Raw genomic sequence first — 16,074 nt, forward strand, 5'->3', positions numbered from 1 at the left:
CTGCTTCGGCGAAAGGAAGTCTGGATCCAGGTATTCGGGATCGGGATAGGAATAGAACCCCTGCCCACTCAACGTACCGGTGTACCCCTTGGCGATAAAGTGCTCCTCAAGATACTCAACACTCTTCCGGTGCTGGGGATTGTCAGGCTCCGCCTCCATCAACAGGCGACCGACGTTACGCATGGTTTCCAAGCCCACTAAATCGATGCTTCCCATGGGCCCGGGAGGGTTCCCGTTGTTGCAGATCATCCAGGTCCGGTCGACATCCTGATAACTGGCAACACCGTTGACCACCAGGGAAAGGGATGCGAACAACCAGGGCACTAGCATGGTGTTAATCAGGTAGCCTGGCTGCTCCTTCTCAATCCTGAGCGGCACCAGGCCCGCTTCACCTGCGAAGCGAAGCACCTGCTCGAAAATCGCGTCGTCGGTACCCGGGTGTTTCATGACTTCGCCTATGGGCCGGTCCCAAATTGGATTGGAATAATGCAACGCCAGAAAACGCGCCGGACGTCCAGTGGATGGAGCAATCAAGCTAGGCGCAAGCGTTGATGTGTTGGTGGTGAAAATCGTTCGCTCGGGGCACATGCGGTCAAGTTCTGCATAAATCTGCTCTTTGATCGCGAGCACTTCGGGGGCCGACTCGGTTACCAGGTCAGCGTCCGCTGCGGCACTCTTCAGGTCGGAGCTGTACTGGATGCGCTCCAGTCCAGCTCTTGCCCCCTCTTCACTCAGGGATGGGCGGGCGGCCCGGTACGCCGCCACGTAATCTCGATGAAGCTGTCTGCAAGCCTCCAGGGCGTCATCGCTTACGTCGTACTGTGTTACCTCGTAGCCATTCATGGCGTAGTAGAAGCTCGCCTGACTTCCCATGGTGCCGGCGCCAATGGCCAATATTTTTTTTATCATGATATTTCCTTAATGGTTGTGCGTAATCACAGCCCAAGCTCGTCAGGCGTTTGCGACCACGGGCTCTTCCTCACAGTGGTACTGCAACCTCGGATCATCAAGATTCAGTTGTGGCAGGATCTCACGCTCTTTGTAGTAATCGGCCTCGTAGACCCAGGGCGCATGACCACCCTGCTTGGGTAGCAGGTCGATGCTCCGTTGCAGATAGCCGGGATTAAATTCCTGCTCCGAAATCCAGGGCAATTGCTCCATTGACTGCTCTTCGGGAAGGAGCGTCGGCGTGACCGATGTGGCGCCCTTTTCATCCATGCGTTGGAGAAAACGACAAACGACGTCGCAGAGCATATCGATGCGCATGGTCCAACTGGTGCGCAGATAACCAAACATCCAGGCCATATTCGGTACGCCGGAATTCATAAATCCCCGGTAGGTGAAGGTTTTCCCAAAGTCCACCGCCTGTCCATCCACGGTAAAGGCAATATCTCCCATGATGCACAGATCAAATCCCGTAGCAGTGATTACGATATCCGCCTCAAGGAGCTCCCCGGATTTGGTAAGTACACCTTCTTTCGTAAAGCGATCGATGTGATCCGTCACCACCGAAACGTCACCCGCTTTGATGGCCTCAAAAAGATCACCGTCGGGGACATAGGCCAGGCGCTGCTGCCATGGACGGTAGCTGGGCGTAAAATGGGACATATCAAAGTCTTCGCCAAGGTACTGGCGCAGCACGCTGAACAACTCTTCCTTAATCGCCTCCGGTTGCTCCTCGGACATGTACTGCACGTCCTGAGCCGTCTTCAGGATATCGCGGCGAACGATGTCATGGACGATGCTCTCATCGACGCCCAGCTCGCGGAGGCGATCGGCAAGCTCATTGCGATTCTCGCCGGTCCAGAAGTAAGTCGGTGAGCGCTGCAGCATAGTCAGACTCGCGCAGTCTTTGGCCATAGCGGGCACCAGCGTTGCCGCCGTTGCACCGGAGCCGATGACAAGAACCCGCTTACCCTGATAATCAAGATCATTGGGCCAACACTGGGGATGCACAAGCTGCCCCTCATAGTCGCTCAATCCCTCCCAATCCGGTGTGTACCCCTTTTCATGGCGATAATAGCCCTGGCACATCCAGAGAAAGTTCGCACTCATCTGCACGCGCTCGCCGCCTTTTTGCTCCACCTCGAGAAACCATCGTTGCGCATCACTGGACCAGCTGGCGCTCAGCACCCGGTGCTCATAGCGGATATGCGATTGCAGCTGGTCTTCATCGATGGCCTCGCCCAGGTAATCGAGAATCGCGTCCCCGCCGGCAATGGGCTGTCCCGACCAAGGCTTGAACCCGTAGCCAAAGGTATAGAGATCGCTGTCTGAGCGTACTCCGGGGTAGGTGTGCTGGCGCCAGGTGCCGCCGAAGTCCGCTTTATCTTCCAAGATCAGAAAGGATTTCTCGGGGCAGCGTTCGCGCAGGTGATGGCCTGCCCCGATGCCGGAAATTCCCGCGCCCACGACCAGCACATCAACGTGGTCTTTGACATCAGATATTTTCATATTTGCGGTCATCTTAGATCTCCATTCTTATTCATTACTTTTTTTGTCGCTGAAAGTGAGAGCAGTATTTGCTGTTAGCAATAACGGCGGCAGCGCACTTAAGGACTGGGACACGACCACATACACACTATTGCGCTCCAGCGTTTGGACTTTGTGAAGTTTTGGTCGGTCAGGCCAGATGAGTTGGGACTGCATAAATCGGTCGTCACAGGTTTTAAAAGCCTGATCTCTGCGAAGCCCCTCAACAGTTGCATCAAAGTCATTACTCGCAATACCCACGGCAGCAATACGGGCTTGCTCGTGGGTATCGAAAACTTCCTGCGGTGCAACCATCAATTCCAGGAGCACATTATCAGGATCCTGTATCAACACATGCGCGGTCCCATGGCATGATTCCTTGTGGAGAAATGCACGCAATACACCGCCGCCAGCCAAAGCCGTCTCGACACTTCGAGACATCGAGTTCACCAACACCATAAGCCGGAGGCGATCCGAAGGGGCGATCTGCGATTGACGGGTTTCCCTGGCGGTGGGCGAATAGGACCCCCATCGAAGCTCGAAAGGGCCCGACATATTGACGCCACCACCGACACCGCTCTCTGCAACTGCGTTTGAGGATGGCGGAACGTCCTCTGGCAACTCTCCCGCCGCCGACGAAAGAAGACGGCGATAAAATGCACGACTCCTCTCATTGTCCGCTGCGAGAATCGTAATTGATGCATTGAAGGACACCCAGCTCACCCATCAACCGCTATGGGGGTCCCTAGAACTCGTACCGAACCTGCGCCGCGATTGTGCGCGGACGCTGCAGATAGCCGGTATACGCCGGCGAACCGAGCGTACCTGAGAGGGCCGTATCCGTTGCGAAGCTGAGGATCTCTTCATCGGTCAGGTTCTTGCCCACCAGGGCCAGGATCCAGCTGCCCGACTCCAGCGCCAACTGCGCGTTAACCTGGGTATAGGCGTCCTGCTGGATATCCGGATTCAGTGTTACTTCCACGAAGTGCTCAGCCTTATAGTTCAGATCCAATCGTGCTCGGAGATCCCAGTTATTCGTGATGGAGGTGAAGTAGTCAAAGGAGGTACTCGCGGACCACTCGGGGCTGAAGATGTTGGTTTCGCCGGTGCGATCGCAGAGAGTGGCGCCCGTCTCCAGCGTTTCCAGGGATGAGCAGGTTGCGTTCTGGTAATCGTCAAACTCAAAATCGAGATAAGCCGCAGCAAAGGACCAGGTAAGGCCCTCGGTGAGCAGCAGTCGTCCGTCCAGCTCCAGACCCTGCGACGTGGCTTCGGCCGCATTACCAACGACAAAACCCAGGGTGCCGTCAAACTGGCTCACCTGCAGATCCTCGTACTGGCTATGGAACAAAGCGGCGTTCAGTTCGAGCCTGCCATCGAGATAGCGACCCTTGGCGCCAAATTCAAAAGACAGCACGTTTTCATCTTCGTACTCAAAGTTTCCGGCACGGTTACCCCGCGCATCAAAACCGCCCGCCTTAAAACCGGTGGCGACCGATCCGTAGAGCATAAGGTCTTCACCCACATCCCACTCGAGAACCGCGGAGGGTGTGAAAGAGCTTTCTGAGCGATCTGCGGCGAGATCGTGGCTTGGGAACGCGCCGCCGGTCTCCTCACTCAGGTTAGCCCAGTCAACGCCGAATACGGCGCTACCGATGGCCGCCTGGGTAATATCCAGCTCACCCGTTGCCGAATTAAACACATCCATGCGTCGGGTTCCGCTCTTATCTTCGCGGGTATAGCGCGCACCTACCGTGAGACGTGTGACGTCAGTCATGTTCCAGGTCGCCTGACCGAAAGCCGCGTAGGTTTCGCTGTCAGCGTCGTAGCGGCGCTCATTACGCAGATTGCTCAGGGCGCCCAGGGGCGCAAGACTCGGGTCCCCGGTAGCGGCACCAAGTACTCCCAGCGCGGACCACAAGCTTTCATCATCTACCAGAAAATCAGCGTCGAAATTTAGATCCCAGTCCATGTAGTACCCACCCACGATCCAGTCGATGGTCTCGCCACCGGGGGACACCAGACGAATTTCCTGGGTGAACTGGTCATATTCTTCCTGCTGGTCCTGCACGAATGCATCTATGCCCGAACCGTCGGAGTCCAGAAACTCATCGGTCTCATACCCCATGTAGGCGGTGACGCTGGTCAGCGTTGCATCGCCAATACCCCAGTTCAGAGTCAGAGTGATGTTATCGGAGTCGAGTTCGCTGAACTCATCGATGTTAGTGTTGCGCTGGTAGTTCTGCTGGCCGTCATCACTGCCAATGTTCTGGCCCGTTAACTGACCGACAGCCCCAGCTATCTGCGGATAGGTCAAACCCTGAAATGGGCTACCCTCTTGCCGATTGGCATAACCGAAAATAATTTCGTCTGTTCGGCCGTCAAGGGTAAAACTACTGCGCTCAACCTTCAGGTCAGCCTGCAAGTTGTCTGTAATATCCCAGCTGATGGCGCCGCGAATGGTCTGGTCTTCGCGGTTCGCCTCGTCATTACCGTTGAGGTTGTTCTCATAGTAACCGCCATCGTCGTAGTAGCGCACAGACAGGCGACCGCGCAAGGAATCGGTAATTGGGCCGGAGATCATCCCGGTCACCAGGGATGTCTGATACTCAGGCTCGTACTCCACAAGAAGCCGACCGGCGAATTCCTCGGTGGGCTTTGCGGTCACCATAGACAGCGCGCCGGCAACCGCGTTCTTGCCGAAGAGCACGTTCTGCGGCCCGCGCAACACTTCGATACGCTCCAGATCCGTAAAAGGCACACGCGCCAGGGGCCCACGTCCCAGGGGCACGTCATCTACAAACTGCACGACGGACTGCTCGAAGCCCTGGTTGATACCCGAGCCGATACCACGGATAACGAGGTATTGACCGAGTACCGTGTCAGACTTCTGAAAGTTCGGGATATACGGCGTGAGGTCTGCCAGATCCATCAAGCTGGCATTGCGCATCGTATCGCCGCCCACGGCACTGACAGAAATCGGCACATCGCTCAGGGATTGTGTACGCTTCTGAGCGGTGACGACCACCTCTTCAAGAGCCGGCTGCTGCGCCAGCGCGGATGTGGATAGCGCTGCGGCGAGGCCGGCAGCCATAGGCGCTAGTAAAAAAAATCTGGCTGAACTCTGGTTTTCTATCATTATATTTCTCCCGGGCTTGCAGGCCACATTTAAATCAAGCTGATGTCAGCGTGCGCACATAGTAGGTAGGGACACCATGGTGCAGCCATAGGTGATGCGGTAATCTGCGTATGAATTGAGGACAGGGAGGAGGTCGAACGGCAAACGTCGATCGACGCCGGTCCGAAAAATAAAAAGGAGCGGCAAGACGCCGCCACGCATATGTCCCAGCGCAAGATCTATGCTCTGACCCTTCGTAAAGTAAGAATCTTTCTTACGGAGCACGGCTACGCCATCGACGACCTGCTGGCCGGCACGGAGCTGTTCCCGGCGGATCTGGATGACCCCTATCGCCTGATCACCCACGATCAGGCGAGGCGCTTTTACCTGAATGCCATCACACTGCATAACGAGCCCGGGCTGGGACTGGAGATCGGCTGGACCACGCACATGTCCGAGATGGGCCCCATGGGCCTGGCACAGACCGTAGCGCGCACCGTGCGCGATGCCGTGGATATGAGCAGTAAGAGCTATCAGACCTATTACGGCATGATTGATTACGAGTACCGGGAAACGGACGACACGACGGTGTTTACGATCGTGTGCCGGGAGGCGAATACGGCGCTGCGCGTCTTTCTCCTCGAGCGTGCCCTGGGTGTCTTCCAGGCAAGCCTTGAGGAAATGGTTGGGGCCGAGGCGACATTCAGCGAAGTCCGGCTTGATTACGAAGCCACCGGATACAGTGAACGCTACACCGACATCCTGCGCTGCCCCGTACGCTTCGGTCATGCAAACACGGAGATCCATGTCACCCGCACGTACATGGACAAGGAACTCCCCAGCTACGACCCGCAGGCCCTCGAGGCACTCAGGGGCCTGCAGCACAGCCTGCTCAACCGCCTGTCGAGCGCCGGAGATGTGGTTGCAGATGTGAAACTCGTGCTAAGACGGGAACCGGGAACATTCCCCAACCTGGATCGCGTTGCCGAACAGCTGGCCATGTCGCCGCGGACCCTCCGCCGCAAGCTGGGCGCCGCGAATGCGCGCTTCCAGGACCTGCTGGATGCAGAGCGTCAGGCCGTCGCCGAAGACTACCTGCTCAATTCCGAGCTGTCCGTGCAGCAGGTTGCCGAGCACTGCGGCTTCAGCGATTCGCAAAACTTCTCGCAGGCTTTCAAGCGATGGCTGGGCATGTCACCCACGGAGTTCCGCAAAACCCGCAGCTGTTGACGGCTGTCGGTGCGGGCGCTTTCAAGTGCCCGGTTGCATCACAATCTTGCAGTGGCCATTGGGTTTCATGAGCCCCTCGAAGATCTCCGGAACTTCCTCCAAAGAAACCCTTTGGGTGATGAGATCGTCTACGGGAATCCGCTTTTCCGCGAGCATACGAGCGACAAACCGGAAGTCGTCCGAGCCATAGCCGAAAGAAAATGTCAGACGTAGCTTTTTTTGCGCGGCTGCCAGGGGAGACACGGGCTCGTCCTGCATAGAGACGCCAACGGAAACGATGTGGCAACCCGCGGGGGCTATATCGATCAGCTGCTGCAGCATGGGTCGACCCACGCATTCCAGAATAACGTCAGGCTCCGCCCCTACCGCATCGCGGAAAGCCTGCACCGCGTCCTGATTGACAGAGGCGTCGATTACCGCGGTAGCACAGCCCGCGAGGGCGCGGTCGAGCCGTTCCGTATCGAGGTCCGATACCACGATATCCGCCGCGCCGAAGAATCGGGCCCACTTGGCAACGGCCAGACCGATCACGCCGGCGCCAAGAACCAGCACTCGTCCACCGAGGGGAACTTCCGCAACCCGAAACGCCTCGAGTCCCACGGTCATGGGCTCTACCAATGCCGCGTCCGTGATATTGAGGGCTTCCGGAACCCGGACCGTTAACGCCTCCGACACAAGCACCTCCTCGGCATACGCACCCGGAGTGGAGAATCCCGTGAGCTGCGGGTTTTCGCAGGACAGGAAGTCCTTGCGTTTGCAGGCGTCACACTCTCTGCAGACCAGAGCGCCAAGGGCCGTGACCCGATCACCTACCTGCCAGTCGGTCGAGACACCCTCCCCGATAGCCAGGACTTCACCAGAAAACTCGTGCCCCAGGATCATCCCGGGCTCCAACATGCCGACCTGATAGGCATGCAAATCCGAACCACAGATTCCGCAGGCAGCCACTTTGACCAGCAGCTGCTGTGGTCCCGGTTCAGGAGAAGACACCTCCTCGAAAGACAACGCACGGTCGTTGCTCTGGTAAACAACTGCTTTCATCGTGTAGACCTCCAAAAATTGTGTTGAGACGCCAAGCTCTCTCCGCCCTAACGGCAAACTTTTGCCTCTATGAACCTGCGCATTCTGGACAGGTATCCACGGTCACCCCTGCGCCAGCACCGGGTGCGCTACGCATGCCGCGTTCTCATGGGAGCGCGTGTCCAGGCTGGAAAAAAGTATAGGGAACCCAGGCCGGTTCTTCCCTAGGCATTGCGGACGCAGGGGTTTGAATATCGGACAGCAACTAAGCTAGACGTCCAAATTCGAAACGTACAACGCGTTCTCTTCAATAAACTCCCGACGGGGCTCCACCTGATCGCCCATGAGCGTGGTGAAAATTTCGTCGGCGCGCATGGCGTCGTCGATGGTCACCTGCAGCATGCGTCGACTTTCCGGGTCCATGGTAGTTTCCCAGAGCTGCTCAGGATTCATTTCACCCAAACCTTTGTAACGCTGGATGTAGTAGCCGCGCCGCGCTTCTGACATCAACCACTCCAAACCCGTCACAAAATTCTGTGTCTGGTGGGTTTTCTCCCCTCGCTGGAAGTAACCGGTCTCATCGATAAGATCTTCGAGGGTATCGCCCAGTGCCACCATTGCCGCGTAATCTTTGGATCGGAAGAACTCGGGTTTGAGCTGAATAGGTCGCTCAACACCGTGGGCAATCATGCGCACCAGCGGATACCAGGTTTCCTCATCGTCGGTTCTTGGCTCTACCGAATAACTGGTGCCCTTGGTTTTAAGGGTTAGTAAGCGCTCACTCATCGCTCGACAATAATGTTCCACAGCAGCCTTATCGGTGAGATCGGCCTCAGCAAGGTGAGGACCAAACACCAGCTCCCACACCAGCTCTTCCGGGTAGTGGCGGCTGCGGCGTTTCACAATCGCTTCGACAGACTGATATTGCCTGATCAGAACGGCTAGGGACTCACCAGTGATGGCCGGTGCATCCGCGTTCACATAAAGCGCCGCGCCTTCCAGCGCCGATGATGTCAAAAACTCCGCCAGGGCAGCGTCATCTTTGAGATATTGGTGCTGCTTACCTTTACCCACTTTATAAAGCGGTGGCTGGGCAATAAAGACATGGCCCCGGTCAATCAACTCGCGCATCTGACGGAAGAAAAAGGTGAGGAGCAGCGTGCGTATATGCGATCCATCGACATCAGCATCGGTCATGATAATAATGCTGTGATACCGCAGCTTGTCCGGATCAAACTCCTCCTTGCCAATGCCACAGCCAAGAGCCGTAACCAGAGTACCCACCTCAACCGAGCCCAACATTTTATCGAAACGCGCTTTCTCGACATTCAGGATCTTGCCTTTAAGGGGCAGAATGGCCTGAAAACGACGATTTCGACCCTGTTTTGCAGAGCCACCTGCCGAGTCGCCCTCTACCAGGTAAATCTCTGAAAGGGATGCGTCTTTCTCCTGACAGTCCGCCAACTTACCGGGCAGACCCGCAATATCCAGAGCACCCTTGCGACGGGTCATTTCTCGCGCTTTACGAGCCGCCTCCCGCGCGCGCGCAGCATCCAGCATTTTGGTTACCACTGCCTTGGCTTCCCCAGGATTTTCCAGCAAATATTCGCTGAAACGGTTGTTCATAGCCTGCTCCACCGCAGTTTTTACCTCGGAGGAGACCAGTTTGTCCTTGGTTTGCGATGAAAACTTGGGATCCGGCACCTTCACGGACACAATCGCGGTCAAGCCCTCGCGCGCATCATCCCCCGTAGTACTGACCTTGGCTTTTTTCGCCAGGCCTTCACGCTCAATGTATCCATTGAGCGTTCGCGTCAATGCTGAGCGGAAACCCGCGAGATGAGTTCCGCCATCGCGCTGCGGAATATTATTCGTATAGCAAAAAATATTTTCCTGGTAGGAATCATTCCACTGGAGAGCAACCTCCACCGACATACCGTCGTCACCGTCAGCCTGGAAGTGAAACGCTTTATGCATGGGAGTCTTGTTGCGGTTCAGGTAGTCAACGAAGGCGTTTAAGCCACCCTCATAAAAATAGCGATCTTCTTTACCCGAACGCTCATCATTAAGCAGGATTTCTATCCCGGAATTCAGGAACGCCAGCTCTCGCAGGCGCTTGGCGAGCACATCAAACTCAAATTCGATGTTAGTGAATGTTTCTGCCGACGGCTTGAAGCGGATCAGGGTGCCGGTTTGATCGGCCTCCCCCACATCCTGAAGAGCACCCTGGGGTACACCATGGGCATAACGCTGCTCAAAACGCCGTCCACCGCGCCATATAGTCAGCCAAAGCTCCTCAGAAAGCGCATTTACAACGGAAACACCCACACCATGGAGTCCGCCGGATACCTTATAGGTGTTGTCATCGAACTTACCGCCGGCATGAAGCACTGTCAGTATCACTTCTGCCGCAGAAACACCTTCATCGTGCATTTCTGTGGGGATGCCGCGGCCATCGTCCTGCACGGATACGGACTCGTCAGGATGAATAGTGATCAATATCTTCGCGCAGTGCCCCGCCAGAGCCTCATCAATAGAGTTGTCCACCACCTCGAAGACCATGTGGTGGAGGCCCGTTCCGTCGTCGGTATCACCGATGTACATACCCGGACGCTTCCGAACAGCATCGAGACCTTTCAGAACCTTGATTTTCGACCCATCATAATTCTCAGATGCATCGCTCATTGCACGTACTCCAGTGTTTTAGCGGCTTTCAGCCGTTTTTCCGTTATCAATCGGGTAAGAGGCAAGATCAACCTGCCCTTGTTTCACGTGAAACATAGCTACTTCTGTTTCTGACCCCAACCACTCCGACGGTATCGCCGTACGGGCAACACAAGTAATGAGCGTCTGCACTCGCATGGTCGCCAGGGTCCTGCATACGCGCTCACAACGCTCCGCATCCAGTTCAGAGGGTAAATCATCAATCAGGTACAACACGTCGCCCTGCTCACCGGCAAGAATTTGTCCCTGTGCGAGCTTCAACGCACAAACAAGGAGCTTCTGTTGCCCTCGCGACAAAGTTTCTGCCGCCGAGTATCCTCCTACCGTTACTCGAATATCTGCACGCTGGGGGCCCGTTTGAGTAAACCCTTGCTCCTGATCAGACACCAAACTGCGCTGCAGCACCTCCTCGTAAGAGCTGCTTGCATCCCAGCCGCGACGGTAACTCAGGGTAACCGGTCCAATTTCCGGCGAAAGCTCAGCTATAAGCGGCTCAAACACCTCTCGGAGACTCTTTAAAAACTGCTCCCTTCCCGAAGACACTTGCTCCGCATGAACCGCCAAATCCCGAGTCCATACCTCCAGTTCTGACAGATCGAGTTTACCACGGCGAAGCAGATGATTCCTTTGCGTTAACGCTCTTTGAAAACGCTGGCGGTGGTCCCTCAGGTCGTGTTCCACGTGAAACACTCCCCAATCCAAAAACCGTCGCCGATTCGCAGGCTCACCTACCAAAAGATCAAAGCTATCTGAGTTGATTAGTAGCAGCGGCAACTCATCAGCAAGACGGGAAACGGATCGAGATGGTTCTCCGGCCAGGCGTAGCGTCATGGCGCCAGCTTTTTCCCTCTGCACGCCCATAGAAACAGAACCACCACTAACGGAGCACCTCTCCCCACGAACAACGTAACTCTCCTCTCCGTGGGTTATGAGGGACTTGGCACCACCTGAACGAAACGAACGGGCGGTACCAAGAATGTGCGCCGCCTCAAGGAGACTGGTTTTACCGCTACCATTAATGCCGTAGATGACATTGTGCAAGGCCAGGGGCCCGAGCTTGGCTTCGCTGAGATTACGTAGGTGATGAATATGAAGTGAGGCTAACAGGGGCGCACCCCTCCGCCCGTGCGGCTCAAAGCCGCATAGGCATTACAACGTACAGGGAGTCCCCACCATCGGTTTCTTCCAGCAGCGCGCTGCTATTGGGGTCCGACAGAGAAAAGCGAATCTCCTCGCCACTCAAAACACCCAGTACATCCAGCAGGTAACCCACATTAAAGCCAATCTCCAGAGAGTCACCGGAGTAGTTTACCGGCAGGCTCTCTTCTGCCTGTTCCTGCTCCGGGTTATTGGCAACAATTTCCAGGCTACCCTCGGACAACTTGAGGCGCACACCCCGGTATTTTTCGTTGGATAGAATTGCTGTACGAGTAAACGCCTGACGTAACTCTGTTCGTGAGCTCTGAATAATTTTGTCGGCGGCTCGAGGGAGTACCCGCTCATAGTCCGGGAACTTACCGTCGACAAGTTTAGAGGTGAACGTGAACTCCTCCGTTGTGGCCCGCAAATGATTGCTGCCCAGAATAATCGTAACGTCCTCGTCATCGCTTTGCATAAGGCGGGAAAGCTCAAGCACGCCCTTGCGTGGCAGGATCACTTGCGTGTCTTCAAGATCTTTCAGAGTGCCGGGAAAAGTACAGATCGCCAGTCGATGACCATCGGTGGCTACGGCGCGCAAACGTCCAGCGCGGAGCTCCCAGTACATGCCATTCAGGTAGTAACGAACGTCCTGCTGCGCCATGGCAAAGCCCGTGCGCTCGATAAGGCGCCGAAGCTCCCCCTGCTTCAGGGTAAACTGGTGGGTGCCAATGCTATCTTCAATATTGGGAAATTCCCGCGCTGGCAGCGTGGCCAAGGTAAACCGGCTTCTGCCACTACGTACCGTTGCTTTGCTGTCAGCGACGGCAATCTCGAGATCCGCACCATCAGGCAGGCTTTTACAAATATCTGCAAGCTTGCGTGCAGGCACGGTAATTTCGCCTGCTTCACCGGGTGCTTCCAGATTCACGCGCCCAACCAACTCTACCTCGAGATCAGTGCCGGTAATGGAAAGACGGTCACCATCCAGATTTAGCAGCACATTGGAGAGCACTGGTAAGGTCTGTCGACGCTCCACTACTCCCGCCACCAAATTCAAAGGCTTGAGCAGGGCGTCACGAGAAACTCGGAATTTCATTAAAAGTCCTTAAACCGGCAGCGTTCGAGATAAAAAAACACCCTAGTTTAGCGCATCATGCCCATGGGCGGGCCATGAAAAAACCAAATTTTCCACCACGCCGTCTGTCTGACGAGCTGAACGCGAACCTTCGATCAGGTAGTGAGAAGACGCAGTAGGTTTTTATAGTCCTCATGGATATCTGAATTGGTCTCCCGGAGTTCGCGAATCTTCCGACAGGCGTGAAGCACCGTCGTGTGATCCCGTCCCCCAAAGCTGTCACCAATCTCCGGCAGGCTGTAATTTGTTAACTCTTTGGCTAATGCCATTGCCACCTGGCGAGGCCGGGCGACAGAGCGATTGCGCCGACGGGAGTTCAAATCAGCTACTTTGATTTTGTAGTATTCGGCCACTGTCCGCTGAATGTTATCGAGACTGACCTGTTTGTCCTGAAGGGCAAGCAAGTCTTTAAGACTCTCCTTTACCAGTTCAACATCGATAGGTCTGCGAGTGAAGTTAGCGCTAGCTATCACGCGCTTTAGCGCACCCTCTAACTCTCTTACATTAGAACGGATTCTCTGGGCGATAAAAAAGGCGGCATCAGGGGGCAAATTAAGGCGAGCCTGGGTTGCCTTATTCATTAAAATAGCCACGCGGGTTTCCAGGTCCGGAGGCTCCACCGCCACGGTAAGCCCCCAGCCGAAGCGGGATTTCAAGCGCTCTTCCAGCCCATCGATTTCTTTTGGATATCGGTCACAGGTGAGAATCATCTGTTGTCCACCCTCGAGCAACGCATTAAAGGTGTGGAAAAACTCCTCCTGGGAACGATCTTTCTTGGCAAAAAACTGGATGTCGTCGATGAGCAGCGCGTCTACCGAGCGGTAGTAACGCTTGAAGTCCGCTATAGCGTTGAGTTGCAATGCCTTGACCATGTCGGCCACAAACCGCTCAGAATGGAGATACACAATCCGCGCATCGGGCTTGTTCAACTTCAGTGCGTTACCCACAGCATGCATCAGGTGGGTTTTACCCAGACCGACACCACCATAAAGAAAGAGTGGGTTATAGGCACCCCCTGGATTTTCTGACACCTGGTTCGCAGCGGCGAGAGCTAGCTGGTTGGACTTGCCTTCTACAAAGGTACTGAAAGTGTAGTTGCTCACCAGATTATGTTGATGCTGGAGCGCCTCGTGCACTTCGGATTTGCTGGCCTGACCGTAATGAAGGGTTGTTTCTACCAATGACGGTGTTTGCCGCGCGTTTGCGCTTGTTTCTTCCGCCGGGATATCAGCTTTCCCTTCCACCTCGGTGGCAGCCGTACCGCCAACCACTGCCAGCGCCGGACCCCGAGACACGGGCAGGGTCGCGGTTTCCACAGCGGCGGGTCCGGTTGTAGTTAGCGGCAGCGCTGATGTTGCTCCCACAGGCCGTGTCGCCCCCGCTGCAATCTTAAGCTCCAGCTCCGCTTCACCGGACTGGACCTCGCGCAGCAATTGAGCAATCAGTTCGCCATACTTATCGCTGACGAAATCACAAATAAACCGGTTCGGCGCAAGCAACTGCAGCGCCTGCTCTGTGAAAGTAGCCTGAAGCGGTCTTATCCATGTATTAAATTGTTGTGGCGGTAATTCATCCTGCAAACGTGTTTTGCAGTGTGCCCATATGTTTTCTGACAAGGTTCACTCTCTTTTGCCGTCTGATCTTTGACCTACTCGCAAGACGATCAATTCTCATGGTTTTTCTAATATTCGGCCAATGGCTTTATGCCGGCTTACTACTCAGCCTGCCCTTACTCAGTCTGAAGAACGCTTTTATCGCGTTTTTTCTTTCTATCATGGACTTTTATAGGTTTTTGTAGACTTTTGTAGACTTTTGTCAGCTACTGCTCTCTTTTGCCGTCTTTTGCCGCCTTTTGTGCCGAAACGTAACGACTTGCCCTGTTTCTCCATGACATACGGATGACATACACAAGAGCGAATGCCTTTGAAAAAGCAAACCCGGATACATCTGTTGATATCCCGGAGTCTGGCGCCGTCGATGGAGCCATCATAGCGCCCCGCCCCGGACTTATCCACATCCTCAGAAAAAAAAACAAATCTTTAAATTTCATAACTATCAATAACTTAAATATTTTTTTGTCATTTGGGAGGATTTTTTTTAACGAACCCGAGCCAGCGAGGTTTTGTGGGAAACCTGTGTATATCTTTGGGGGAAAGTGTTCATAAGCTGCCTCAGGCCGCGCCAACGCTCATTCCGTCGGACTGTGTAAAACCTCGAAATTACGAGGTTTTCAAATCGGAGAAATTTGCGGCAAATTACTCAAGGCATCCTGGCGTTGCGCCATTGAATAAGCGGCAACTAACCACTACAATGCGCGGCCCAAATTTGCCAGCTCTCTAATAGGAGCGCCGAAGGCATATTTTAATTAGCAAACCTACCGTTCCAGACAGGTGGCATACCTGCGCAGTGAACGCTGGGCTTGTAAAGAGACTTAAGCGAGCAGGAACATGAAGAGAACTTTTCAGCCCAGCGTATTGAAGCGCAAACGTACTCACGGCTTCCGTAGCCGCATGGCGACCAAAAGTGGACGTGCCGTGATTTCCCGTCGTCGCGCCAAAGGTCGCAAGCGCCTCGCTGCCTGATACGCGTCACCTGACCCGAGAAGTGATAGGAGGCCGAATCTGTGGCTGCGACGTTTCGGCCCAGCCAACGGCTTCTCACCGCTGACGATTACCGGCAGGTGTTCAAAGCCCCGGATCAAAAAGCCGGGCAAAAAGAACTGCTTCTGTTGGCTCGTCGCAATAACCTGGCGCGTCACAGGCTCGGTCTCGCAGTAGCAAAGAAGCACGTCCCAACGGCTGTGAAACGAAACGCCATTAAACGGCTGACTCGGGAGCATTTTCGCGCCCTATCTCCGTCCTCTCCATCGACGCCTTCCTTTGATGTTGTTGTCTTGACACGACCCGGTGCCCGAGACGCCACAGCATCAGGCATCAAAGACGCGCTGTCCAAACAGTTTGCACGTCTGGGTCTTACGGTCGCGTCGCAGTGAACGCTTTGTTCACAACACTGCTTCGAGCACTCATTCGCGGATACCAGTTGTTACTGAGCCCTTTCCTGGGACACCACTGCCGGTATTATCCAAGTTGTTCCAGCTACGCAGTCGAAGCCATTGAAGAACACGGTCCATGGAAAGGCTCTAGCCTTGCCATCCGCAGAATTCTCCGTTGCCATCCCTGGCATGAAGGGGGCGCCGACCCCGTACCACCCGCCTGTCAACATCAGGATTAATTGA

13 protein-coding genes are annotated in these 16,074 nt (G+C 55.1%); 4 read left to right on the forward strand and 9 right to left on the reverse strand.

Going from position 1 to position 16,074, the window contains the following annotated elements; genetic code table 11:
* The 4 genes from ACTG3T_RS04895 to ACTG3T_RS04910 all read right to left on the reverse strand — a co-directional run.
* Window positions 1–909 (reverse strand): 3-hydroxyacyl-CoA dehydrogenase (locus ACTG3T_RS04895; RefSeq protein ID WP_439101146.1); only part of this gene is annotated, 909 nt, incomplete at its 3' end.
* 42 nt (window positions 910–951) lie between these two features.
* On the reverse strand, window positions 952–2,454 hold the full coding sequence (locus ACTG3T_RS04900) for a flavin-containing monooxygenase (RefSeq protein ID WP_439101147.1): 1,503 nt from the start codon (window positions 2,452–2,454) through the stop codon (window positions 952–954).
* Window positions 2,455–2,481: 27 nt separating this feature from the next.
* Window positions 2,482–3,195, reverse strand: coding sequence for a hypothetical protein (locus tag ACTG3T_RS04905; protein WP_439101148.1), 714 nt, complete (start codon window positions 3,193–3,195; stop codon window positions 2,482–2,484).
* Window positions 3,196–3,217: 22 nt separating this feature from the next.
* Window positions 3,218–5,611, reverse strand: coding sequence for a TonB-dependent receptor (locus ACTG3T_RS04910; protein WP_439101149.1), 2,394 nt, complete (start codon window positions 5,609–5,611; stop codon window positions 3,218–3,220).
* Window positions 5,612–5,812: 201 nt separating this feature from the next.
* On the opposite strand from ACTG3T_RS04910, the gene ACTG3T_RS04915 reads away from it, so the two are divergent.
* The gene (locus ACTG3T_RS04915) at window positions 5,813–6,820 is read left to right on the forward strand and encodes an AraC family transcriptional regulator (RefSeq protein ID WP_439101150.1); all 1,008 of its coding nucleotides are present in this window, start codon (window positions 5,813–5,815) and stop codon (window positions 6,818–6,820) included.
* 21 nt (window positions 6,821–6,841) lie between these two features.
* Here ACTG3T_RS04915 and ACTG3T_RS04920 read toward each other — a convergent pair whose 3' ends face one another.
* The 5 genes from ACTG3T_RS04920 to dnaA form a co-directional block, all read right to left on the reverse strand.
* Window positions 6,842–7,861 (reverse strand): zinc-dependent alcohol dehydrogenase, encoded by a 1,020-nt coding sequence (locus tag ACTG3T_RS04920; protein WP_439101151.1) that lies wholly within the window; start codon window positions 7,859–7,861, stop codon window positions 6,842–6,844.
* A 249-nt stretch (window positions 7,862–8,110) separates the two neighbouring features.
* On the reverse strand, window positions 8,111–10,525 hold the full coding sequence (gene gyrB, locus ACTG3T_RS04925) for a DNA topoisomerase (ATP-hydrolyzing) subunit B (RefSeq protein WP_439101152.1): 2,415 nt from the start codon (window positions 10,523–10,525) through the stop codon (window positions 8,111–8,113).
* Window positions 10,526–10,543: 18 nt separating this feature from the next.
* Entirely contained in the window at window positions 10,544–11,671 is a 1,128-nt protein-coding gene (recF, locus tag ACTG3T_RS04930) for a DNA replication/repair protein RecF (RefSeq protein WP_439101167.1), read from the reverse strand.
* A 25-nt stretch (window positions 11,672–11,696) separates the two neighbouring features.
* The gene (gene dnaN / locus ACTG3T_RS04935) at window positions 11,697–12,800 is read right to left on the reverse strand and encodes a DNA polymerase III subunit beta (RefSeq protein ID WP_439101153.1); all 1,104 of its coding nucleotides are present in this window, start codon (window positions 12,798–12,800) and stop codon (window positions 11,697–11,699) included.
* 134 nt (window positions 12,801–12,934) lie between these two features.
* Entirely contained in the window at window positions 12,935–14,455 is a 1,521-nt protein-coding gene (gene dnaA / locus ACTG3T_RS04940) for a chromosomal replication initiator protein DnaA (protein WP_439101154.1), read from the reverse strand.
* An 831-nt stretch (window positions 14,456–15,286) separates the two neighbouring features.
* On the opposite strand from dnaA, the gene rpmH reads away from it, so the two are divergent.
* Genes rpmH through yidD form a run of 3 tightly spaced genes read left to right on the forward strand, consistent with a single transcriptional unit; the run spans window position 15,287 to window position 16,070 of the window.
* A complete protein-coding gene (gene rpmH, locus ACTG3T_RS04945) occupies window positions 15,287–15,421 on the forward strand; it encodes a 50S ribosomal protein L34 (RefSeq protein ID WP_084566938.1) in 135 nt (44 codons plus the stop codon).
* A 41-nt stretch (window positions 15,422–15,462) separates the two neighbouring features.
* A complete protein-coding gene (gene rnpA / locus ACTG3T_RS04950) occupies window positions 15,463–15,831 on the forward strand; it encodes a ribonuclease P protein component (protein ID WP_439101155.1) in 369 nt (122 codons plus the stop codon).
* Window positions 15,828–16,070: a membrane protein insertion efficiency factor YidD gene (yidD, locus tag ACTG3T_RS04955; RefSeq protein ID WP_439101156.1), complete on the forward strand. Its 243-nt coding sequence runs from the start codon at window positions 15,828–15,830 to the stop codon at window positions 16,068–16,070. The genes rnpA and yidD overlap by 4 nt, the downstream gene beginning before the upstream one ends.
* Window positions 16,071–16,074 lie beyond the last annotated feature (4 nt).

Source organism: Congregibacter sp. (assembly GCF_965660375.1).
Classification (GTDB): Bacteria; Pseudomonadota; Gammaproteobacteria; order Pseudomonadales; family Halieaceae; genus Congregibacter.

What these genes read in the sequence shown, in the direction of transcription:
- ACTG3T_RS04900 (WP_439101147.1), bottom strand. Translation starts at nt 2,454, where the DNA reads ATGAAAATATCTGATGTCAAAGACCACGTTGATGTGCTGGTCGTGGGC.
- ACTG3T_RS04910 (WP_439101149.1), bottom strand. Translation starts at nt 5,611, where the DNA reads ATGATAGAAAACCAGAGTTCAGCCAGATTTTTTTTACTAGCGCCTATG.
- ACTG3T_RS04915 (WP_439101150.1), top strand. Translation starts at nt 5,813, where the DNA reads ATGTCCCAGCGCAAGATCTATGCTCTGACCCTTCGTAAAGTAAGAATC.
- ACTG3T_RS04920 (WP_439101151.1), bottom strand. Translation starts at nt 7,861, where the DNA reads ATGAAAGCAGTTGTTTACCAGAGCAACGACCGTGCGTTGTCTTTCGAG.
- gyrB (WP_439101152.1), bottom strand. Translation starts at nt 10,525, where the DNA reads ATGAGCGATGCATCTGAGAATTATGATGGGTCGAAAATCAAGGTTCTG.
- dnaN (WP_439101153.1), bottom strand. Translation starts at nt 12,800, where the DNA reads ATGAAATTCCGAGTTTCTCGTGACGCCCTGCTCAAGCCTTTGAATTTG.
- rpmH (WP_084566938.1), top strand. Translation starts at nt 15,287, where the DNA reads ATGAAGAGAACTTTTCAGCCCAGCGTATTGAAGCGCAAACGTACTCAC.